Origin of the sequence: Microbacterium sediminis (genome assembly GCF_004564075.1) — a bacterium.
Taxonomy (GTDB): domain Bacteria; phylum Actinomycetota; class Actinomycetes; order Actinomycetales; family Microbacteriaceae; genus Microbacterium; species Microbacterium sediminis.
Genome location: NZ_CP038256.1, coordinates 1,097,353 through 1,117,735 on the forward strand (window position 1 = coordinate 1,097,353; position 20,383 = coordinate 1,117,735).

At 71.2% G+C, this 20,383-nt stretch carries 21 protein-coding genes; 10 read left to right on the forward strand and 11 right to left on the reverse strand.

What is annotated here, in order from left to right; translation table 11 throughout:
* Positions 1-4: 4 nt before the first annotated feature.
* Together greA and E3O41_RS05220 are read right to left on the reverse strand one after the other, a co-directional pair.
* Positions 5-487, reverse strand: a complete 483-nt coding sequence (greA, locus tag E3O41_RS05215) for a transcription elongation factor GreA (protein WP_067027934.1) — start codon at positions 485-487, stop codon at positions 5-7.
* 76 nt (positions 488-563) lie between these two features.
* The gene (locus tag E3O41_RS05220; protein WP_067027932.1) at positions 564-956 is read right to left on the reverse strand and encodes a DUF4307 domain-containing protein; all 393 of its coding nucleotides are present in this window, start codon (positions 954-956) and stop codon (positions 564-566) included.
* 66 nt (positions 957-1,022) lie between these two features.
* On the opposite strand from E3O41_RS05220, the gene E3O41_RS14115 reads away from it, so the two are divergent.
* Positions 1,023-1,325: a hypothetical protein gene (locus tag E3O41_RS14115; protein ID WP_067027930.1), complete on the forward strand. Its 303-nt coding sequence runs from the start codon at positions 1,023-1,025 to the stop codon at positions 1,323-1,325.
* Between the two features lies 1 nt (position 1,326).
* Here the strand turns inward: E3O41_RS14115 and trhA are convergent, their stop codons facing one another.
* Positions 1,327-2,049: a PAQR family membrane homeostasis protein TrhA gene (gene trhA, locus E3O41_RS05230; RefSeq protein WP_135012126.1), complete on the reverse strand. Its 723-nt coding sequence runs from the start codon at positions 2,047-2,049 to the stop codon at positions 1,327-1,329.
* An 82-nt stretch (positions 2,050-2,131) separates the two neighbouring features.
* Between trhA and E3O41_RS05235 the strand changes: the two genes are divergently transcribed.
* The 3 genes from E3O41_RS05235 (at position 2,132) to phoH2 (ending at position 5,644) form a co-directional block, all read left to right on the forward strand.
* Positions 2,132-2,917 carry an isoprenyl transferase gene (locus tag E3O41_RS05235; RefSeq protein WP_067027926.1) on the forward strand — a complete coding sequence of 262 codons (786 nt, stop codon included), beginning with the start codon at positions 2,132-2,134 and terminating at the stop codon, positions 2,915-2,917.
* A gap of 48 nt (positions 2,918-2,965) precedes the next feature.
* Positions 2,966-4,087, forward strand: coding sequence for an aminotransferase class V-fold PLP-dependent enzyme (locus E3O41_RS05240; RefSeq protein ID WP_067027924.1), 1,122 nt, complete (start codon positions 2,966-2,968; stop codon positions 4,085-4,087).
* 216 nt (positions 4,088-4,303) lie between these two features.
* The gene (gene phoH2 / locus E3O41_RS05245) at positions 4,304-5,644 is read left to right on the forward strand and encodes an RNA 5'-3' helicase PhoH2 (RefSeq protein WP_240482488.1); all 1,341 of its coding nucleotides are present in this window, start codon (positions 4,304-4,306) and stop codon (positions 5,642-5,644) included.
* Positions 5,645-5,712: 68 nt separating this feature from the next.
* On the opposite strand, the gene E3O41_RS05250 is transcribed toward phoH2, so the two are convergent.
* Together E3O41_RS05250 and E3O41_RS05255 are read right to left on the reverse strand one after the other, a co-directional pair.
* Positions 5,713-7,779: a prolyl oligopeptidase family serine peptidase gene (locus E3O41_RS05250; RefSeq protein ID WP_067027920.1), complete on the reverse strand. Its 2,067-nt coding sequence runs from the start codon at positions 7,777-7,779 to the stop codon at positions 5,713-5,715.
* A 53-nt stretch (positions 7,780-7,832) separates the two neighbouring features.
* A complete protein-coding gene (locus E3O41_RS05255) occupies positions 7,833-8,831 on the reverse strand; it encodes an IS481 family transposase (RefSeq protein ID WP_135011766.1) in 999 nt (332 codons plus the stop codon).
* Between the two features lie 172 nt (positions 8,832-9,003).
* Here E3O41_RS05255 and E3O41_RS05260 point away from each other — a divergent pair, with 172 nt between their 5' ends.
* The 3 genes from E3O41_RS05260 to E3O41_RS05270 all read left to right on the forward strand — a co-directional run bounded on the left by E3O41_RS05260 (position 9,004) and on the right by E3O41_RS05270 (position 12,171).
* Positions 9,004-11,241, forward strand: coding sequence for a carbon starvation CstA family protein (locus E3O41_RS05260; RefSeq protein ID WP_067024144.1), 2,238 nt, complete (start codon positions 9,004-9,006; stop codon positions 11,239-11,241).
* A complete protein-coding gene (locus tag E3O41_RS05265) occupies positions 11,241-11,435 on the forward strand; it encodes a YbdD/YjiX family protein (RefSeq protein WP_135012128.1) in 195 nt (64 codons plus the stop codon). The genes E3O41_RS05260 and E3O41_RS05265 overlap by 1 nt, the downstream gene beginning before the upstream one ends.
* A 121-nt stretch (positions 11,436-11,556) precedes the next feature.
* On the forward strand, positions 11,557-12,171 hold the full coding sequence (locus E3O41_RS05270; RefSeq protein WP_067022524.1) for a TIGR00645 family protein: 615 nt from the start codon (positions 11,557-11,559) through the stop codon (positions 12,169-12,171).
* A gap of 66 nt (positions 12,172-12,237) precedes the next feature.
* Here the strand turns inward: E3O41_RS05270 and E3O41_RS05275 are convergent, their stop codons facing one another.
* Genes E3O41_RS05275 through xseA form a run of 5 tightly spaced genes read right to left on the reverse strand, consistent with a single transcriptional unit; the run spans position 12,238 to position 16,485 of the window.
* A complete protein-coding gene (locus E3O41_RS05275) occupies positions 12,238-13,632 on the reverse strand; it encodes a class II fumarate hydratase (protein WP_067022527.1) in 1,395 nt (464 codons plus the stop codon).
* 31 nt (positions 13,633-13,663) lie between these two features.
* The gene (locus E3O41_RS05280; protein WP_067022531.1) at positions 13,664-14,317 is read right to left on the reverse strand and encodes a carbonic anhydrase; all 654 of its coding nucleotides are present in this window, start codon (positions 14,315-14,317) and stop codon (positions 13,664-13,666) included.
* The gene (locus E3O41_RS05285; protein WP_067022534.1) at positions 14,314-14,928 is read right to left on the reverse strand and encodes a DUF4245 family protein; all 615 of its coding nucleotides are present in this window, start codon (positions 14,926-14,928) and stop codon (positions 14,314-14,316) included. The genes E3O41_RS05280 and E3O41_RS05285 overlap by 4 nt, the downstream gene beginning before the upstream one ends.
* Complete coding sequence (locus tag E3O41_RS05290) at positions 14,928-15,164, reverse strand: exodeoxyribonuclease VII small subunit (protein ID WP_083990772.1); 237 nt, start codon at positions 15,162-15,164, stop codon at positions 14,928-14,930. The genes E3O41_RS05285 and E3O41_RS05290 overlap by 1 nt, the downstream gene beginning before the upstream one ends.
* Before the next feature lies 1 nt (position 15,165).
* Positions 15,166-16,485, reverse strand: a complete 1,320-nt coding sequence (xseA, locus tag E3O41_RS05295; protein ID WP_067022540.1) for an exodeoxyribonuclease VII large subunit — start codon at positions 16,483-16,485, stop codon at positions 15,166-15,168.
* 78 nt (positions 16,486-16,563) lie between these two features.
* Between xseA and E3O41_RS05300 the strand changes: the two genes are divergently transcribed.
* From E3O41_RS05300 to E3O41_RS05310, 3 genes are all read left to right on the forward strand, one after another.
* Positions 16,564-17,586 (forward strand): 4-hydroxy-3-methylbut-2-enyl diphosphate reductase, encoded by a 1,023-nt coding sequence (locus tag E3O41_RS05300; protein WP_083990773.1) that lies wholly within the window; start codon positions 16,564-16,566, stop codon positions 17,584-17,586.
* On the forward strand, positions 17,583-18,131 hold the full coding sequence (locus E3O41_RS05305) for a DUF6264 family protein (protein ID WP_067022545.1): 549 nt from the start codon (positions 17,583-17,585) through the stop codon (positions 18,129-18,131). The genes E3O41_RS05300 and E3O41_RS05305 overlap by 4 nt, the downstream gene beginning before the upstream one ends.
* 94 nt (positions 18,132-18,225) lie before the next feature.
* The gene (locus E3O41_RS05310) at positions 18,226-19,197 is read left to right on the forward strand and encodes a D-alanyl-D-alanine carboxypeptidase family protein (RefSeq protein WP_067022550.1); all 972 of its coding nucleotides are present in this window, start codon (positions 18,226-18,228) and stop codon (positions 19,195-19,197) included.
* A gap of 130 nt (positions 19,198-19,327) precedes the next feature.
* On the opposite strand, the gene fbaA is transcribed toward E3O41_RS05310, so the two are convergent.
* Positions 19,328-20,356, reverse strand: coding sequence for a class II fructose-bisphosphate aldolase (fbaA, locus tag E3O41_RS05315; RefSeq protein ID WP_067022553.1), 1,029 nt, complete (start codon positions 20,354-20,356; stop codon positions 19,328-19,330).
* Positions 20,357-20,383 lie beyond the last annotated feature (27 nt).

Genomic DNA, 20,383 nt, shown 5'->3' on the forward strand with positions numbered 1-20,383 from the left:
GGGCTCAGGGGATGAAGGTCTCGACCTTGACGATCTCGACGGGGATCTGCTTGCCGTTGGGTGCCTCGTAGGTGGTGCTGTCGCCCTCCTTGAGACCGAGGATCGCCGCGCCGAGGGGGCTCTTCTCGCTGTACACGTCGAGGTCGGTGCCGCCGGCGATCTCGCGGCTGCCGAGCAGGAACTTCTCCTCGTCGCCCAGCACGAGGGCGGTCACGACCGTACCCGACTGGACGGTGCCGTCCGACTCCGGCGCCTCGCCGACGACGGCGTCCTTGAGCAGCGCCTGGAGCGTGCGGATGCGGGCCTCCATCTTGCCCTGCTCGTCCTTGGCGGCGTGGTAGCCGCCGTTCTCGCGAAGGTCGCCCTCCTCGCGCGCGGCCTCGATGCGCTTGGCGATGTCCTCGCGCCCCGTGGTCGAGAGGTGCTCGAGCTCGGCGGCGAGGCGATCGTACGCCTCCTGGGTGAGGAACGTGGTGTCGTCCGACACGGCGGTATCCCTTCGTCGCAGGATGTGAAAGACGCCCCGGCAAGTGCCGAGGCGTCAGATGGTCTGGAGCGTCAGCCTACGACACCCAGCAGGAGTTCACCAAACCCGTCGTGGCCTCCGCGACGGTGGGGATCGTCTCGCGGTGCTTCTGCGCGTGGGACTGTCCCGCCGGGTACTCGAACACCGTGAAGCCCACGACGCCGAAGTCCTCGTCGAGCGCCTCGAGGGCGCAGGCGACGTCGCGGCCGGCCGGCGCGGTGAACTGGAACGACACCTCGACCGCGTGCTCCCCGGTCACCTCGAACCCCAGATCGTCGATGCCGACATCGTCGATCGTCGACGAGATCGTCGTCCACGACAGCCAGCCGATCGCCGCGAGGGCGACGGCGCCCACCGCGATCCACCCCGGGCGCAGGCGTCCGCCGCGCGCGCGTCCGTAGCGCTCGTCGAGCTGGGCCTGTGTGGTCACGGGAATCTCCGGGGACGGGGGAACGTAGGCTGGTACTCCAGGCTACGTCGGGAAGATGAGGACAGAATGCACGGACTCGGCTGGATCGTCGCACAGGCGCCCACGCCCACCCCGACGCCCACGGTGGACCCGGAGCTCGTCACGCCCGGCCCGATGGGATTCGCCGTCGTCGCGCTGCTCGTGCTCGTCGTCGTGGCGCTCGTCTTCGACATGCTGCGCCGCGTGCGCCGGGTGCGCTATCGCGAGGAGGCCAACGAGGCGCTCGATGCCGAGCAGCGCGCCCTCGCCGAGGAGGCCGAGGAGGCCGAGGCGGGCGACCGCGGTGACGCCGCGCAGGGCCCGCGCACGGACGACGCCGGCAGCCGCTGACTCAGGCGGGCCCGTTGAACGGCGGGTCGATCGCCAGCAGCAGGGCGGCGGTCCAGTGGCACAGGAACGCCAGCACCGTGCACACGTGGAAGATCTCGTGGAACCCGAAGTGCCGCGGGATCGGGTTGGGGCGCTTCATCGCGTAGACCACGGCGCCGATCGTGTACAGCGCGCCGCCGACGATGACGAGGATCACCATCGCCAGGTTCGCGCGGAACAGCTGCGGCATGTACATCACGGCGGCCCAGCCGAGCGCGAGGTACAGGGCCACGTAGAGCCAGCGGGGCGCACCGATCCACAGCACGCGGAAGAGGATGCCGGCCACGGCTCCCGCCCACACGAGGCTCAGCAGCAGCACGCCCTCGCGCGAGGGCAGGGCGAGCAGGGCGATCGGCGTGTAGGTGCCGGCGATGAGGATCAGGATGTTGGCGTGGTCGATGCGCTTGAGCACCGCCTTGACGCGCGGGCCCCAGTCGAAGCGGTGGTAGACCGCGGAGTTGCCGAACAGCAGCAGCGACGAGGCCATGAACACCGCAGACGCCCACTTGGCGGTCGAGCCCTGCGCGAGACAGATGAGGACGATCCCGGCGGCGATCGCCACGGGGAAGGTGCCGGCGTGGATCCAGCCCCGCCAGCTGGGCTTGACGTCGACGACCGCGTCGACGGCGGCCGCATCGAGCAGGGGCAGCTGGGGCACCTCGGGCGCGCGGGACGGACGGCTCATGCTCCGAGCGTACGCGCCGGCACATGCCGTGGCACGTACACCGCGGGGCGGGTGCCCGGGATCGACCGGGTAGCGTAGTGCCGTGAACAGTGGACGTTCGGGGCAGGGGCTGGGACCCCTCTACCGGCTCTACACCGCGCGCCTGCGGCGCGAGATCGACTCTGCCGCCGTGCCGCATCACGTCGCGATGATGATCGACGGCAACCGCCGGTGGGCGCGCCAGCTGGGATTCGACACCGCGGCGCACGGCCACCGCGCCGGCGCGAAGAAGATGGTCGAGTTCCTCGAGTGGTGCGACGAGCTCGGCGTCGGCGTCGTCACGCTGTACCTGCTGTCCAACGACAACGTGCGCAAGCGCGACGCCGCCGAGCTGAGCGACCTCATCGAGATCATCGAGGGGCTCGCGGGCCGGCTGGCCGAGCGCGGCGACTGGCGCGTGCAGCACGTGGGCCGGACCGAGGCGCTGCCGCCCTCGCTCGTGTCGGCGCTGGCCGACGCGGAGCGCCGCACGGAGGGCAACGCCGGCCTGCACGTGAACCTCGCGGTGGGCTACGGCGGTCGCGCGGAGATCGTCGATGCCGTGCGCAAGATCATCCAGAAGCACGACGAGCGGGGCGGCTCGCTCGAGGAGCTGGCCGCGAGCCTCACGCCCGAGGAGATCGGCGAGCACCTCTACACGGGAGGGCAGCCCGATCCCGATCTCGTCATCCGTACGAGCGGCGAGCAGCGACTCAGCGACTTCCTCGTGTGGCAGAGCGCGCACAGCGAGTTCTACTTCGTCGAGGCGCTCGGCCCGGACCTGCGCCACATCGACTTCCTGCGCGCCATCCGCGACTACACCACGCGCGAGCGCCGCTTCGGCGGCTGAGCACGCCCGGGTGCCCGGGGAGCCGGAGCGCTCTGCCATGATGATCGGGTGAGCAACATCTCGGCGTATCGCGACACGTTCACCGGTGAACCCGGCTACCTGAACTTCGCCGCCTTCGGGCCCCTGTCGACCACCGTGCGCGAGGAGGTCGTCGCCGACATCGAGATGCTCGGCACCGGCCGCGCCACGAGCATCGACTACGTCGCCGGCCGCGAGCAGGAGGCCCGCGAGGCGCTGGCCGGGCTGCTCGGCGGATCGCCCGACGAGGTCACGCTGCAGCCCTCGACGAGCTACGGCATGATGCACGCGCTCTACGGACTCAGCGGCGGGGTGCTCGCCTCCGTGGCGGAGTTCCCCACGATCCCCACGCTGCTCGTGCGCGCCGCCGAGTCGTTCGGGCTCGTGCAGCCGCAGTGGATGGAGCCGCCGTCGGGCTTCGTCACGCCCGAGGTCGTCGCCGACCACCTCGACGACGACACGCGCGCGCTCGCGGTGAGCCTCGTGGACTCCCGCACCGGCTTCCGCGCCGACCTGCGCGGCCTGCGCGAGGCGATCGGCGAGGACCGCCTGCTCATCGTCGACGACACGCAGGGCTTCGGCGTGATCGAGGCCGACTACGCCGCCGCCGACGTCGTGTGCGGCCACGGCTACAAGTGGCTGCGCGCGGGTCGCGGCACCGGCTTCGCCTGGTTCAGCGCGCGGGCGCGCGCGGCGATCCGCCCGGTCCTGTCGGGCCACCCGGCGACCGAGACGGGGATCACGTGGGACGAGGTGCCCGCCCCCGTCGGCTCGCCGCAGGCGTACCGCGTGTCGCAGCCCGACTGGCTCGCGGCCGGGCGCCTCGCCGTGGCCGCCGGCGAGGTCGCGTCGGTCGGGGTCGCCGCGATCGAGCAGGAGCTCGCGGCGTTGACCGACCGCGTGATCGCCCTCGCCGACGAGTACGGCGTGCCGGTGCTCACCCCGCGCGAGCCGGAGCGTCGCGCCGGCTTCGTCGCCCTCGCGCCGCGGCCCGGGCACGTCGCGTCACTCGGCGCGGCCCTGGCCAACCGTGGCGTGACGGTGACCTCGCGCAGCAACCTCGTGCGCATCGCCCCGCACGTCGGCACGGACGACGCGACGTTCGGCATGCTCGAGGACGCGCTCGCCGCGTTCGCGCAGAAGATCGTCTGACGCCCGCCGCCGCATTCAGCGGTTGTTCACACACCCGTAATGCGACATCTCCGGGGTGTCGCGCCTCGGCACACCCGGACGGTCGTACGTTCAGGGCATCGGGCAAAGCGCCCGGTCGAGTCGGCCGCAACAGCCTCGACTCGTGGCCCACGGTCGACTCGCAGTGAGCCGGGCAGAGCCCGGGGCGGGGAGTGGGTTGTGACCACTGGCAACACGGTGCAGCGTCAGCAGCGTTCCGCTCGCACGACGGTGCAGGCGCAGGATCAGGATCTGCGGACCTACGTGCTCGACACGTCGGTGCTGCTGAGCGATCCGCGCGCGTTCTTCCGGTTCGCGGAGCATTCCGTCGTGATCCCGGTCGTGGTGATCGGCGAGCTCGAGGCCAAGCGCCACGACCCGGAGCTCGGCTACTTCGCCCGGCAGGCGCTGCGGCACCTCGACGACCTGCGCGTCGAGCACGGGCGGCTCGACTTCCCGGTCCCCGTCGGCGAGGGCGGCACCCTGCGCGTCGAGCTCAACAACACCGACCAGTCCGTGCTGCCCAGCGGCATCCGGCTGGCCGACAACGACTCGCGCATCCTCGCCGTCGCCATGCACCTCATGAACGACGGTCAGGCCGTCACGGTGATCTCGAAGGACCTGCCGATGCGGGTGAAGGCGGCCTCGCTCGGCATCCAGGCCGAGGAGTACCTGGCCGAGCAGGCCGTGGACTCGGGCTGGACGGGGCTGGCCACGCTCGCGCTCTCGGGCGACGAGATGGCCGACCTGTACGAGACCGAGGTCGGCGTGCACGACGACGTCGTCGGCATCCCGGTGAACACGGGCCTCGTGATCCAGTCCGAGCGCGGCTCGGCCCTCGGCCGCGTCACGGGGGAGGGCTCGTACCGCCTCGTCCGCGGCGACGCCGACGTCTTCGGACTGCACGGCCGCTCCGCGGAGCAGCGCATCGCGATCGACCTGCTCAGCGACCCGGACGTCGGGATCGTCTCGCTCGGCGGCAAGGCCGGCACGGGCAAGTCGGCCCTCGCGCTGTGCGCCGGCCTGGAGGCGGTCCTGGAGCGCCAGCAGCAGAAGAAGATCATCGTCTTCCGCCCCCTGTTCGCCGTCGGCGGCCAGGAGCTCGGCTACCTGCCCGGCGACCAGGCCGAGAAGATGAACCCCTGGGGGCAGGCGGTGTTCGACACCCTCGGGTCGGTCGTGTCGCAGAACGTGCTCGACGAGGTGGTGGAGCGCGGCATGCTCGAGGTGCTGCCGCTCACGCACATCCGCGGGCGCTCGCTGCACGACGCGTTCGTGATCGTCGACGAGGCGCAGTCGCTCGAGCGCAACGTCCTCCTGACGGTGCTGAGCCGCATCGGCCAGAACTCCAAGGTGGTGCTGACGCACGACGTCCAGCAGCGCGACAACCTGCGGGTGGGCCGCCACGACGGCATCGCGAGCGTGATCGAGACCCTCAAGGGCCACGGCCTGTTCGCGCACATCACGCTGACCCGCTCGGAGCGCTCGGCGATCGCCGCGCTCGTCACCGACCTGCTGGAGGTCGGGGAGTTGGCCTGACCCCAAGTCCGCAAGTCTCTGCCAGGTCCGGCTGTCCGAACGCGCGGACTTGACAGAGACTTGCGGATTCAGGCCTCGAGCCCCGTGAAGCGCGCGGCGAAGGCGAGCTGATCGGCGAACTCGAGCGCCTGCGCGTCGCGGGGCTTTCCCATGCCGTGGCCGGCGCGGGTGTCGACCGAGAGCAGGATCGGCGCGTCGCCGCCCTGCGCGTGCTGCAGCGCGGCGGCGAACTGGAACGAGTGGCCGGGCACGACCCGGTCGTCGTGGTCGCCGGTGGTGATGAGCGTCGGGGGATAGGCGCGGCCCTCGACGAGGTTGTGCAGCGGCGAGTACGCGCGCAGGTACGCGAACGCCTCGGGATCGTCCGGGTCGCCGTAGTCGCTCGTCCAGGCCCAGCCGATCGTGAACCGGTGGAATCGCAGCATGTCGAGCACGCCCACCCCCGGCAGCACGGCGGCCCACAGGTCCGGGCGCTGGGTCAGGGCGGCCGCGGCGAGCAGACCGCCGTTGGAGCGGCCGTGCAGGGCGAGCTGCTGCGGCGTCGTGAGGCCGTCGGCGATGATGCGCTCGGCCACGGCGAACAGGTCGTCGAAGACGTTCTGCTTGCGCTCCTTGGTGCCGGCCTTGTGCCAGTCGGAGCCGAACTCGCCGCCGCCGCGCAGGTTGGGCACGACGAGGGTGCCGCCGGCCTGCACCCAGGCGGCGAACAGCGGCCGGTAGCCGGGGTTCATGGGGATGTTGAAGCCGCCGTAGCCCCACATCAGGGTCGGTCGAGGCCCGTGCGCGGCGCCCTCGGGCGCCACGACGAAGGCGGGCACGACCGTGCCGTCGGCGCTCGTGGCCCGGATGCGCGTGGTCGTGGCGCGGATGGCGCCGGTGGCGGGGTCGGGAAGCGTGCGGTGCGCGACCACGCGGGCGCCGTCGACGACGACCTCGTGCCGGGTGCCGGGATCGACGAAGCCCTGCGCCTTGACGAAGACCGTGTCGGTGGCGGAGACGGCGTCGGACTCGGCGACGGAGACGCCCGCACCGATCGGCAGCGCGTCGCCGAGGGCGCCGTCGAACGTCGCGAGCTGCATGCGGTGCGAGGCGTCGTGGGAGTACGTCAGCACGAGGCCGCTCGCGGTGAGGCCCGCGTCGAGCAGCACGTCCTCCGCGTGCTGCGGCACGACCTCGCGCAGCGAGGCGGCCGGGTCGGCGGCGGCGAGGTCGAACGCGACCAGGCGGTAGCGCGGCGCGTCGGCGTCGGTCACGACGTACAGCACGTCGTCGCGGATGCCGATCGCGTTCCATTCCCGCTCGTGCCCGGTCGCGAGCGGTCGCAGCGCCGACATCGGCTCGTCGTGGCGGCGCACCGCGAGGTCGTTGCCGCTGGACGATCCCGTGTCGGTCGAGAACACGAACCAGGCGTCGTCGCGCGGCCATTCGCGCCCGAAGGTGCGCGGCTCCTCGGGGCGCGTGAAGAGCAGCTCGTCCTCCGACACCGGCGTGCCCAGGCGGTGCAGCAGGAGCCGGCCGGTGCCCATCTGGTCGACGAGCGGATCGTCGCTCGGGGCGTCGTACGCCCAGTACGAGAACGAACGCGCATCCGGGTGCCAGATCGGGTGGTTCCACTTCGTCCACTCGATGACGTCATCGAGGTCCTCGCCGGTGGCGACGTCGCGCACCCGGATCGTGCGCCAGTCGCTGCCGCCGTCGGCGACGCCGTAGGCCACGTAGGCGCCGTCGGGGCTCACCGTCATCATCGTCACGGCCACGGTGCCGTCGCGGGAGAGCTCGTTGGGGTCGAGCAGCACCCGGGCGTCCTCGAGGCCGTCGACGTCGTCGGCCACCACGAGCACGTCCTGGTTGCGGCCGTCACCGTGCCACGCGAACACCCGCCCGCCGCGCTGCAGGGGCACGCCGCGCGTGGGACGCGAGAGCAGCGCGGTCAGGCGCTCGCGGAAGGCCGCCCGCGCGGGGAGCGCGGCGAGGATCGGCTCGGCGAAGGCGTTCTGCGCCTCGATGAAGCGGCGCGTCTCGTCGCTGTCGGAGTCCTCGAGCCAGCGGTACGGCGCCGGGACCCGGGCCGTGGATCCGTCGGGGAGGGGGAACTCGTCGATGATGTCGTCGCGACGGACCTCGGGGTAGCGCATCGTCCCAGCCTATGGGCCCGTGTGGCGCGCCCCGGCCCGCGCGCGGGCACCCCCTAGCTGTGATGTCCAGGTAGGTTGTTTTCGATCCTGCTGATAGGCGGGCCTCCGATCGCGGAGTGGTGCCTGTGATGATTGTAGAAGTGCAACCAACCCGGAAGCGCCGCGCGGCGCTCGGCTTCTGATCCGTAGAACCGGGCATATGCCCAACCATCGGCGAGGGTGCGGTGGAACCGCTCGATCTTCCCATTCGTCTGCGGCCGGTAGGGGCGGGTCTTCTTCGCCGTGATTCCGAGCTGGGTGCAGGTATCGCGCCAGGCATATGACTTGTAGGCGGAGCCGTTGTCCGAGAGGACACGCTTGACGCGGACGCCACGGTCGGCGAACCAGGCGACGGCGCGGCGCAGGACACCGATCGCGGTGTCCGCTTTCTCGTCCGAGCAGATCTCGGCGTAGGCGACGCGGGAGTGGTCGTCGATGACGGTGTGAACGAACGCGGTGCCCAGGCGCGGCTCATAGCGGTGGTTCCGGCTCTGCAGACGGGTAGCGGTGGCCTCGCGGTTGCGCTCGCCCTGGACTCGGCCGACGTAACGGTGCCCGCCGCCATCGGGGATGTTGCCGAACTTGGTGACGTCGACGTGGAGCAGCGAGCCGGGATGATCATGCTCGTACCGGCGGATCGGCTCACCGCTGACCCGGTCGATATGGCTGAGTCTGTTGATCCGGCATCGCACCAGGACTGCGTGGACGGTCGAGGCGGGCAGACCGAGCTCGCCAGCGATCTGGACCGGGCCGAGACGGCGTCGCCACCTCGCTTTCACGATCTTCTTGACCACGGGCAGCGGTGTCCTCGCCGGCATCGACCGTGGGCGGCTCGATCGGTCCGTCATCCCGGTCGGCCCCTCGGCTCGGAACCGGGCAGCCCACTTCCTGGCTGTGACGGGCGAGACCATGAACATCTTCGCCGCCAGGGACGGCGGCCAGCCGTCCTCGACGATCAGGCGCGCCAGCCGAAGACGAGCGCGTGGTGTCAGGGCAGCGTTAGCGTGGGACATGAGGGCCTCCTGGTTCGTGAAGCGGTTGAACTCAACAGCTCCACTTCATAACCGGAGGCCCTCGCCCATCAGCTCCTCACAGCCGTGTCGCCGAAACAACGTCCCTGGACATCACACCTAGCCTGTGTGGTGGACGGATCGAGGGATCCGCATGGACGAAGGAGTCGATGCCATGAGTCAGCAGACAGGTTCCGCGCCAGAAGCGCCGCCGCAGCTGCCACCCGTCGCCACCACCGCGGAACCGCGATGGACGCCGGTGAAGATCGCCGTCTGGGTCGCGATCGCGCTGCTCGGCGGCCTGGCATGGGTGATGCTCGCCCTCGTGCGCGGCGAGACGGTGAACGCGATCTGGTTCGTGTTCGCCGCCGTGTGCACCTACCTGATCTTCTACCGCTTCTACTCGAAGTACATCGAGCGCAAGATCGTCCGCCCCGACGACACCCGCGCCACACCGGCCGAGTACCGGGCCGACGGCAAGGACTACGTCGCCACCGACCGGCGGGTGCTGTTCGGTCACCACTTCGCCGCCATCGCCGGCGCCGGTCCGCTCGTCGGCCCGGTGCTCGCCGCGCAGATGGGCTACCTGCCCGGCACGCTGTGGATCATCGTCGGCGTCGTGCTCGCCGGCGCGGTGCAGGACTACCTCGTGATGTTCTTCTCCATGCGCCGCGGCGGCCGCTCGCTCGGCCAGATGGCGCGGGACGAGCTGGGCCGCTTCGGCGGCGCCGCCGCGATCCTCGCGACGCTGCTCATCATGATCATCATCACGGCGATCCTCGCGCTCGTCGTCGTCAACGCCCTCGCCGAGAGCCCGTGGGGTGTCTTCTCGGTGGCCATGACGATCCCGATCGCGCTGTTCATGGGCGCGTACCTGCGCTGGATCCGCCCCGGCAAGATCGCCGAGGTGTCGCTGATCGGCTTCGTGCTGCTGATGGCGGCGATCATCGGCGGCGGCATGGTCGCCGAGACGGAGTGGGGCCAGGCGCTGTTCACGCTGGACAAGACGACGATCGCCTGGGGCATCATCATCTACGGCTTCGTGGCCGCGGTGCTGCCGGTGTGGATCCTGCTCGCCCCGCGCGACTACCTGTCGACGTTCATGAAGATCGGCGTGATCGTGGCGCTCGCCGTGGCGATCGTGTTCGTGCGCCCGGAGATCTCGGTGCCGGCGTTCAGCGAGTTCGCCTCGGGCGAGACCGGACCCGTGTGGGCCGGGCCGCTGTTCCCGTTCCTGTTCGTCACGATCGCCTGCGGCGCGCTCAGCGGCTTCCACGCGCTCATCTCGTCGGGTACGACGCCGAAGATGGTGGAGAAGGAGCGCCAGACGCGTTTCATCGGCTACGGCGGCATGCTCATGGAGTCGTTCGTGGCGATCATGGCGCTCGTCGCCGCGATCTCGATCGACCGCGGCGTGTACTTCGCGATGAACTCGTCGGCGGCCGCCACGCTCGGCACCGTCGAGGGCGCCGTCGCCTGGGTGAACAGCCTGGGGCTGACCGGCGTGAACCTCACCTCCGACACGCTCACCAACCTCGCCCATCTGGTGGGCGAGGAGACGATCGTCTCGCGCACCGGCGGCGCCCCGACGCTCGCGGTGGGTCTGGCCGTGATCATGGGCCAGTGGATCGGCGGCCAGGCGATGATGGGCTTCTGGTACCACTTCGCGATCATGTTCGAGGCGCTGTTCATCCTCACCGCCGTCGACGCCGGCACGCGCGTCGCCCGCTTCATGCTGCAGGACTCGATCGGCAACGTCGTGCCGCGGTTCAAGGACACCTCGTGGCGCGTGGGCGCATGGCTGTGCACCGCGATCATGGTCGCCGGCTGGGGCGCGGTGCTGCTCATGGGCGTGACCGATCCGCTCGGTGGCATCAACACCCTGTTCCCACTGTTCGGCATCGCCAACCAGCTGCTCGCATCGATCGCGCTCGCGATCGTGCTCACGATCGTCGCCCGCCGGCGCACGTTCGGGTCGCTGTGGATCGTCGCGCTGCCGCTGGCCTTCGTGACGGTGGTCACCACCGTGGCCTCGCTGTACAAGATCTTCTCCCCGGTGCCGGCGGTCGGCTACTGGGCGCAGCACGTCGCGTTCCGCGAGGCGCTCGCCGCGGGGGAGACCTCGTTCGGCACCGCGCCGACGGTCGAGGCGATGCAGGCCGTGGTCCGCAACACCTTCATCCAGGGGTCGCTGTCGATCGTGTTCCTCGTGCTCACGCTCATCGTGATCACGGCCTCGCTGGTGCGGGTGGTGCAGGCCTTCCGCTCCACGGCCGTGATCGACAACGAGGAGCCCGCCGTGCCGTCGCGCCGCTTCGCCCCGGCCGGCCTCATCCCCACCGCCGAGGAGCGCGAGCTCGAGAAGCAGTGGGAGGCGCTGCCCGAGGACGTGAAGCCCGTGCGGGGCCACTGATGAGCGACGTGGTGCGGCGCGCGTGGGGCGCGGTGCGCTGGTACGTGCGCGGCGTGACGGGCGAGTCCCGCTACGACGCGTACGTCGCCCACGCCCGCGCCGCGCACCCCGACCGCGAGCCGCTCAGTGCGCGCGAGTACTGGCGCGGCGTCTACCGCGCGCAGGACGCCGACCCGGGCGCGCGATGCTGCTGAGACGCTGAGACGCTGAGACGCTGGGACGGTCGACGGCGCGGCGAGACCCTGCGTGGGCTCGCCGCGCCGTTGCCGTTCGCGGACCGGGCACGGCGATCGCGGAGTCAATAGGATCGGGGGCGTGACGACTCCCTCTTCTCCGGCGCGCGGGCGCGGATCCGCGGCGCTCGGCTACTTCATCTTCGCCAGCCGCTGGCTGCAGGCGCCGCTGTACGTCGGCCTCATCGTCGCCCAGCTCGTGTACGTGGTCGTCTTCATGATCGACCTGTGGCACCTCATCGAGACGGTCTTCCACGACATCACCCACCTCAACGAGGCCACGATCATGCTGGCCGTGCTGGGCTTGATCGACGTGGTCATGATCGCGAACCTGCTGATCATGGTGATCATGGGCGGCTACGAGATCTTCGTCTCGCGGCTGCGGATCAGCGACCACCCGGATCAGCCGGACTGGCTCAACCACGTCAACGCCAACATCCTCAAGGTGAAGCTGGCGATCTCGATCATCAGCATCTCGTCGATCCACCTGCTGCGCACCTTCATCGAGGTCGGCGACCTCGGCTCGCGCACCGATGAGTCGGTCACCGGCGAGACCTACACGAGCGAGGGCGTGTTCTGGCAGGTCGTCATCCACATGGCGTTCATCTTCTCGGCGCTCGCGCTGGCGTGGATCGACAAGCTCTCGTCGCGCTACCCGTCGGTCGAGCCCTCGGAGATCCCGGCGAACCTGCCCTGACGCCGGGCGCAGACGCACGAAGGGGGTGGCGGGCGAGACGCCCGCCACCCCCTTCGGCGATCCGGATCAGCCCGGGTGGGTCATCGAGAGCAGGTCGAGCTTCTCGTCGAGGTCGGCCTCGGTGAGCTCGCCGCGCTCCACGTAGCCGAGGTCGATGACGGCCTCGCGCACCGTGATGCCCTTGGCGACCGAGTGCTTGGCGATCTTCGCCGCCGCCTCGTAGCCGATCAGCTTGTTGAGCGGGGTGACGATCGAGGGGCTCATGCCGGCCAGCGCGGTGACGCGCTCGAGGTTGGCCTTGAGGCCCACGATGGTCTTGTCGGCCAGCACGCGCGTGGCGTTGGCGAGCAGGCGGATCGACTCGAGCAGCGCAGTGCCCATCACGGGGATGGCGACGTTGAGCTCGAACGAGCCCGAGGCGCCCGCCCACGCGACGGTCGCGTCGTTGCCGATGACGCGGGCGCACACCATGAGGGTGGCCTCCGGCACGACCGGGTTGACCTTGCCCGGCATGATCGACGAGCCCGGCTGCAGGTCCGGCAGGTGCAGCTCGCCGAGGCCGGTGTTCGGGCCCGAGCCCATCCAGCGCAGGTCGTTGTTGATCTTCGTGAGCGAGACGGCGATCGTGCGCAGCGCGCCCGAGGCCTCGACGAGGCCGTCGCGGTTGGCCTGCGCCTCGAAGTGGTCCTGCGCCTCGGTGATGGGCAGGCCGGTCTCGGCCACGAGCAGCTCGATCACCTTCTGCGGGAAGCCCAGCGGGGTGTTGATGCCGGTGCCGACGGCCGTGCCGCCGAGCGGCACCTCGGCCACGCGGGGGAGGGCCGCCTGCACGCGCTCGATGCCGAGGCGCATCTGGCGGGCGTAGCCGCCGAACTCCTGGCCGAGCGTGACGGGGGTGGCGTCCATGAGGTGGGTGCGGCCCGACTTGACGACCGACTTCCACTCCTCGGCCTTGCCCTCGAGGGCGGTCGCGAGGTGCTCGAGCGCCGGCACGAGGTCGGTGATGAGCGCCTCGGTCACGGCCACGTGCACCGACGTCGGGAAGACGTCGTTCGACGACTGCGACGCGTTGACGTGGTCGTTCGGGTGCACCTCGCGGCCGAGGTGCTGGGTCGCCAGCGTGGAGAGCACCTCGTTCATGTTCATGTTCGACGAGGTGCCCGAGCCGGTCTGGTAGGTGTCGACCGGGAACTCGGCGTCGTACTCGCCCGTGACGATCTGGTCGGCCGCCCAGGCGATCGCGTCGGCGATCTCGCCGTCGAGCGTGCCGAGCTCCTTGTTGGCCAGGGCCGCGGCCTTCTTGATGCGGGCCAGGGCGGCGATGTGGCGGGACTCGAGGCCCTTGCCCGAGATGGGGAAGTTCTCGACGGCCCGCTGCGTCTGGGCGCGGTACAGCGCGTTCTTGGGAACGCGCACCTCGCCCATGGTGTCGTGTTCGATCCGGTACTCGGTCTCGGTCACTTCTTCCTCCGTTGGTCTAGCGATGGCGAAATCAGGCCGCGTCGGTCGCGGCGCCCAGGATGACATCGGGCACCACGGTGCCCTCGGAAAGTCGGTAGTTCGCGCCGACGATGCCGAGCGTGCCGGCAGCGACGGCGTCGCTGATCAGCTCGGACGACTGCAGGATCGCCGTCACCGTCTGTCGCAGGTGGCGGCGGCCGACGAGCTCGGGATCGACCGTCTCGTACGTGATGCCCTCGGCGGCGCCGGCGCGCAGCTCGGCGCGCACGGCGGGGACGATGGGCGAGATCGTGCGCCAGATGTGCGGCGGCAGGCTCGGCTGGTCCACGTCGAAGCTGTCGATCGCGGCGCGCACCGCTCCGCAGGCGTCGTGGCCGAGCACGACGATGAGCGGCACCTTCAGCACCTCGACGGCGTACTCGAGCGATCCCATGATCGACTCGCCCGTGACCTGGCCGGCGTTGCGCACGACGAACAGGTCGCCGAGCCCCATGTCGAAGATGATCTCGGCCGCCAGGCGCGAGTCGGAGCAGCCGAACAGCGCGGCGCGGGGGGTCTGGGCGGCCGAGATCTCGGCGCGCCGCGCGACGTCCTGGTGCGGGTGGGCCGGCTCGCCCGCGACGAAGCGCGCGTTGCCCGCCATCATGTCGGCCCACGCCTGCGCGGGGGCGATCCGTTCGGTCATTCTGCCTCCTCCTGCAGCGCCCGCACCTGGTCGGCGACCATCTCGGCCAGCTCCGCGGTGGTCTCGGGCGAGGCCGATCCGTAGAGCAGCACGTGGTCGGACCCGGCCTGGGTGCCGAGCGCGTATGACACGTTTCCGTGCGCGTCGGGGTCCGCGATCTCGTACACGGCCCAACCGATCCCGTCGATCGTGGCCGATCCGGTCGGGGCCGCGCCCCCGAGCTGCTGCGCGGCCCAGGTCTCGTCGCCGTCGAAGGCCTGCGCCAGGTCGAGGAAGCTGGTCTCGTCCGGCGTGTAGACGACCTGCCACACCGAGGGGGCGCCGGCCGTCACCTCGGCGACGTTCACGCCCCACGAGTCAGGGATCTCCGGCACGATCACGTCGCGCTGGTACGACTCCGCGACCCGCTGGGCCACCTCGGACACGTCGATCCGCGGGCGCGGGGCGGGGGTGCCGCGGGGCACGGCGAAGAAGATCACGGCGACGACCACGAGGCTCGCCAGCAGCGCGACGACGAGATTGCGGAAGGTCTGGCTCTGGCGGTAGGCGGCCGATCGGGCGGCCTTCTGCTCGGCGATCTCCTCCGCCGTCTGCACCGGGTGCTCGGCCATCACTCGCCCTCGTCGGCGCTCGGGCGGGCCGCGTCGAGGCGGCTCTTGGCGCCGCGCAGCCACTCCTCGCAGCGGGCGGCAAGGGCCTCGCCCCGCTCCCACAGTTCGAGCGAGTGCTCGAGGGTCGGGGCGCCCTGCTCGAGCTCCGCCACGACACGGACGAGCTCGTCGCGCGCCTGCTCGAACGAGAGGGTCGTGACGTCGGCGGGGGCGGGCTGATCGGTCATCGGATCCATCCTATTCGCCGCCGCCGACGCTCTCGGGCCCGGCCGTCGTTGCCCCGTCGACCGCCTCGAGCACGCCCTCGCTCACCGCGGCGACCGAGCCGCGGTCGAGGGTGACGACCAGGCGCGTGCCGGGAGGGGCCGAGGCGGCGTCGCGCAGGATGACCCCGCCGTCGGTGTGCGCGATCGCGTAGCCGCGGGCGAGGGTGGCGGCGGGGGAGAGGGCCCGCAGCGAGGCCCGCAGCTCGGCGGTGCGCGACTGCGCGGTGTGCAGCGTGCGGGTGAGCAGGTCGCGGCCGCGCGCCGTGAGCAGGTAGACCTCCTGCGCGCGGTCGCGAACGATGCGCTCGGGATCGCGCAGCGCGGGGCGGGTGCGCAGCTGCTCGAGCTGCGCGATGTCGTGCTGCACGCGCTGCGTCAGCCGGGTGCGGGCGCGGGAGCGCAGCTGCGCCACGAGGGCGCGCTGCTCGCCCACGTCGGGCACGACGCGCTTGGCCGCGTCGGTGGGGGTCGAGGCGCGCAGGTCGGCGACGTCGTCGAGCAGGGGGCGGTCGTTCTCGTGCCCGATGGCGCTGACGATCGGCGTCTGCGCGGCCGCGACCGCGCGCACGAGGCGCTCGTCGCTGAAGCCGAGGAGGGTCTGCGGGTCGCCGCCGCCGCGCGCGATGATGATCACGTCGACCTCGGGATCGGCGTCGAGCCGGCGCAGCGCCGCGAGGGTCTCGGGCACGCAGCGATCGCCCTGCACCGCCGCGTACGCGGTGCGGAAGCGCACCTCGGGCCAGCGCAACTCGGCGTTGCGGTGCACGTCCTTCTCGGCGTCGCTGCGCTCGCCCGTGATCAGGCCGATGCAGCGGGGCAGGAACGGAAGCGGCTTCTTGCGGGCGGGGTCGAACAGGCCCTCGGCGCGCAGCTGGGCGCGCAGCCGCTCCAGCCGCTCGAGCTGCTCGCCGAGCCCCACGTGGCGCATCGAGGTGGCCACGAACGAGAAGTTGCCGGCCTTGACGAAGTAGTCCGCCTTGACGCACGCGATCACGTGGTCGCCGACCTTCAGATCCGCCGGGATCCGCGCCCGCGCGCTCGACCACACGCTCACGGAGATCTGCGCGTCGGAGGAGACGTCCTTGAGGCGCGCGAAGACGTTGCCGGCGCGGACGTTCCACGAGGTGATCTCGCCCTCGACCCACACCGATCCCCACCGCTCGATGAAGCCGCGGATCGTCTGGTTCAGCCGCGCGATCGATGTGGGCGCGTCGGGCGTGGAGTCGCGTGGGGAAACGCTGTCGGGCGGGGGTGCCTGCCCCGGCACGGGGTCGGCCTCGAACGTCGTCACCTCAGTCGCCTCTCTGATCCCGTGCACAGCGGCCGCCCGTAGACTTGTCGGGTGAGTTCCACTGCCATCTCGCTCCCCGTGCCGCGCGTCCCGGCTCGTCGCGAGCGCCTCCAGGATAACGAGGTGCAGGGACACAAGCGGGTGCTGCTGGCCGCACCCCGCGGATATTGCGCCGGCGTCGACCGTGCCGTGATCACCGTGGAGAAGGCGCTCGAGCGCTACGGCGCCCCCGTGTATGTGCGCAAGCAGATCGTGCACAACATCCACGTGGTCCGCGAGCTCGAGGCCAAGGGAGCGATCTTCGTCGAGGAGGTCGACGAGGTGCCCGAGGGCGCGCACGTGGTCTTCAGCGCGCACGGCGTCTCGCCCGCGGTGGTGAACGCGGCATCCGACCGCGGCCTGCAGGCGATCGACGCCACGTGCCCGCTCGTGACCAAGGTGCACCGCGAGGCCGTCCGCTTCGCCCGCGACGACTACCAGATCCTGCTCGTCGGCCACGAGGGCCACGAGGAGGTCGAGGGCACCGCGGGCGAGGCTCCCGAGAACGTCACGATCGTGAACAACCCGGACGAGGCCGACACGATCGAGGTCGCCGACCCGTCGAAGCTCGTCTGGCTCTCGCAGACGACCCTGTCGGTCGACGAGACGATGGAGACGGTGCGCCGCCTGCGGGCCCGCTTCCCGGAGCTGCAGGATCCGCCCTCGGACGACATCTGCTACGCCACGCAGAACCGCCAGGTCGCGATCAAGAAGGTCGCCCGCGAGGCCGACCTGGTGATCGTGGTCGGATCGGCGAACTCCTCCAACAGCGTCCGGCTCGTGGAGGTCGCGCTCGAGTACGGCGCGAAGGCCGCCTACCGCGTGGACTACGCCGACGAGGTGAAGCAGGAGTGGCTCGACGGCGTCACGACCGTGGGCGTCACGAGCGGCGCATCGGTTCCCGAGGTGCTCGTGCAGGAGGTGCTGCGCGACCTGGCGCACGCCGGTTACGCCGACGTGGAGGAGGTCAAGACGGCGGAGGAGGACCTCATGTTCTCGCTGCCGAAGGAGCTCCGCGGCGACGGCAAGCCGCGCGGCGGTCGGGTGGGTGCGTCGGCGTGACCGACGAACGGCCGCCGGCGGACGAGCCGCGCCCTCCGGTGCCGCAGTTCGGCGAATACGCCAGCCCCGAGGAGCAGCGCCGTCGCATGCAGGCGAACCCGCTGCCCACGCCGCCGGCCCCCTCCCCGATGCCCGCACCCGCGTCGCCCGTGCCGGTGCTCGGCGGCACGGCCCGGCCGGGGCTCGGCGTCGACCGCGTGATCACGATCGCCCTGCTCGTGTACGGGCTCATCAACACGATCACGTCGATCCCGCAGATGGCGGACTACGCGACCTACTCCGAGACGCTGCTGTCGATGATGGGCATCGACGCGACGCTGACCGACCCGTCCAGCGGGCGCGGCTGGGGCGTGGCCGCCGCGATCGTGATCGGCCTCGGTTGGCTGGCCACTGCCGCGCTCGCGTACCTGCGGATGCGCGCCGGTCGTCTCGCGTTCTGGGTACCGGTCGTCGGCGCGATCGTCTTCCTCGGGATCTCCGGCGTGCTCCTGGCGATCCCGCTGCTGGGCGACCCGGCGATCCTCGACGCGGTCACCGGCGCCTGAGCCGCGGCGCGGGCGCCTCGTCGGGGGCGAATCAGGGGCCGGTCAGGGTGCGGCGGCGCGAGATCGCCGCCGCGCTGCGAGAGACTGGAAGGCGATGAGTCCTCACCAGCCGCCGCGTCGCCGCCGCCTCGCGAACCTCGTGGCCTTCGTCGTGCTCGCGGTCGTCCTCGGAGCGGGCATCGGCACGGTCGCGAACCTCGCCCTCGGCTCCGGCGAGGACGTGCCCGCCGCGGTGGCCGAGGAGAACACCGCGGGCCCGGCCACTTCGGCGCCCGCCGGCGGCGGGGCACCGAGTATCGACGGGGACGACATCGCGTGGCCCGCGCACGGCGCCGCGGCCGTCGCGATCGGCGACGGCGAGGTGATCGCGCACTCCGACGAGGCGATGCCGATGGCGAGCATCACGAAGCTGCTCACCGCGCTCATGGTGCTCGAGGACCGCGGGCTGCAGGTGGGCGATTCGGGGGTCGAGTACCACTTCGTCGAGCGGTGGAACGACTCCTACGACGAGTACCTGGCGCGCGGCGAATCGGCGCTGAAGGTGCCGGTCGGCGGCGTGCTCACCGAATACCAGCTGCTGCAGGGCATGCTCATCGGCTCGGCGTGCAACTACGCCGACATCCTCGTGAGCGAGATGTGGGGCGGCGACGACGCGTTCGCCGCGGCGGCCGCCGCCTTCCTCGAGCGTCACGGCATCGAGGGCATCACGATCGTCGAGCCGACCGGCATCGATCCCCGCAACACCGCCACCGCGGCGGCGCTGATCGAGCTCGGGCGCGTGGCGATGGCGAACCCCGTGATCGCCGAGATCGTCGCGACGCGCACGGTCGACCTGCCGGGAGCCGGCCGGGTCGAGAACACGAACGACCTCCTCGGCGACGAGGGCGTCGTCGGCATCAAGACCGGCACGCTCGACGGCAGCAGCCTGCTCTCGGCGAAGGACGTGCCCCACGACGGCGCCAGCGTGCGCGTCTATGCGGTCGTGCTGGGGCAGCCGGACGACGAGGCCCGCTTCACCGCCTCGCGCGCGCTGTACGCCTCGGTGCAGGAGCAGCTCGCCCGCTGACGCGGCCCGCGACCCCGTCTTGGCGCGGGCCGCGCTTCGGCTCGCGCCCGGGCCGCACCACGGCTCGCGCACCTATCGCACGCGAAAGCCCCCGCCGCCCGAGGGCGGCGAGGGCTTCCGACGCGGGAACTCAGCCCTTGCTCTGGCCCGCCGAGCCGAGCTGCTGAGCGGCCTCGACCACGCGGGCGGCCATCGCCGTCTCGGCGATCTTGCCCCAGGCGCGCGGGTCGTACTGCTTCTTGTTGCCGACCTCGCCGTCGACCTTGAGCACGCCCTCGTAGTTCGAGAACATGTAGCCCGCGATCGACCGGGTGAACGCGTACTGCGTGTCGGTGTCGATGTTCATCTTGATCACGCCGTTGGCGACCGCCGTGGCGATCTCCTCCGCGCTCGAGCCGCTGCCGCCGTGGAAGACGAGGTCGAGCGGCTTCGGACCGGTGTCGAACTTCGCCGCGATGCCCTCCTGGATCTCGCCGAGCAGCTCGGGGCGGAGCTTGACGCCGCCCGGCTTGTACACGCCGTGCACGTTGCCGAAGGTGAGGGCCGAGATGTAGCGGCCCTTCTCGCCGAGGCCCAGCGCCTCGACGGCCTTCGTCACGTCGCCGACGGTCGTGTAGAGCGCCTCGTTGGAGCCCTCGTGCTTGACGCCGTCCTCCTCGCCGCCGACCACGCCGACCTCGATCTCGAGGATGGAGCCGATCGCGTGGGTGCGGGGGAGCAGCGTCTGGGCGATCTCGATGTTCTCGTCGAGCGGCACGGCCGAGCCGTCCCACATGTGCGAGTTGAACAGCGGCTCGCCGCCGGCCTTCACCTGCTCCTCGCTGGCCTCGAGCACGGGCAGCAGGAAGCTGTCAAGGGCGTCCTTGGGGCAGTGGTCGGTGTGCACGGCCACGGTGATCGGGTAGTTCTTCGCGACGGTGCGCACGTACTGCGCCATCGCGATCGCACCCGTGGCGCGGGCCTTGACGGTGTGGCCGGCGAAGTAGTCCGCGCCGCCGGTGGTGACCTGCAGGATGCCGTCGGATCCGGCCTCGGTGAGGCCCTGCAGGACCGCGTTGATCGTCTGCGAGCTCGAGACGTTGATCGCGGGGTAGGCGAATCCGCCCGCCTTGGCGCGGTCGAGCATCTCGGCGTACTGATCGGGTGTGGCGACGGGCATGACGGGTTCCCTCCGGTGGACGTGTGT

What these genes read in the sequence shown, in the direction of transcription:
- E3O41_RS14115 (WP_067027930.1), top strand. Translation starts at nt 1,023, where the DNA reads ATGCACGGACTCGGCTGGATCGTCGCACAGGCGCCCACGCCCACCCCG.
- trhA (WP_135012126.1), bottom strand. Translation starts at nt 2,049, where the DNA reads ATGAGCCGTCCGTCCCGCGCGCCCGAGGTGCCCCAGCTGCCCCTGCTC.
- E3O41_RS05250 (WP_067027920.1), bottom strand. Translation starts at nt 7,779, where the DNA reads ATGCGCTACCCCGAGGTCCGTCGCGACGACATCATCGACGAGTTCCCC.
- E3O41_RS05255 (WP_135011766.1), bottom strand. Translation starts at nt 8,831, where the DNA reads ATGTCCCACGCTAACGCTGCCCTGACACCACGCGCTCGTCTTCGGCTG.
- E3O41_RS05260 (WP_067024144.1), top strand. Translation starts at nt 9,004, where the DNA reads ATGAGTCAGCAGACAGGTTCCGCGCCAGAAGCGCCGCCGCAGCTGCCA.
- E3O41_RS05265 (WP_135012128.1), top strand. Translation starts at nt 11,241, where the DNA reads ATGAGCGACGTGGTGCGGCGCGCGTGGGGCGCGGTGCGCTGGTACGTG.
- E3O41_RS05280 (WP_067022531.1), bottom strand. Translation starts at nt 14,317, where the DNA reads ATGACCGAACGGATCGCCCCCGCGCAGGCGTGGGCCGACATGATGGCG.
- E3O41_RS05285 (WP_067022534.1), bottom strand. Translation starts at nt 14,928, where the DNA reads ATGGCCGAGCACCCGGTGCAGACGGCGGAGGAGATCGCCGAGCAGAAG.
- E3O41_RS05290 (WP_083990772.1), bottom strand. Translation starts at nt 15,164, where the DNA reads ATGGATCCGATGACCGATCAGCCCGCCCCCGCCGACGTCACGACCCTC.
- E3O41_RS05310 (WP_067022550.1), top strand. Translation starts at nt 18,226, where the DNA reads ATGAGTCCTCACCAGCCGCCGCGTCGCCGCCGCCTCGCGAACCTCGTG.
- fbaA (WP_067022553.1), bottom strand. Translation starts at nt 20,356, where the DNA reads ATGCCCGTCGCCACACCCGATCAGTACGCCGAGATGCTCGACCGCGCC.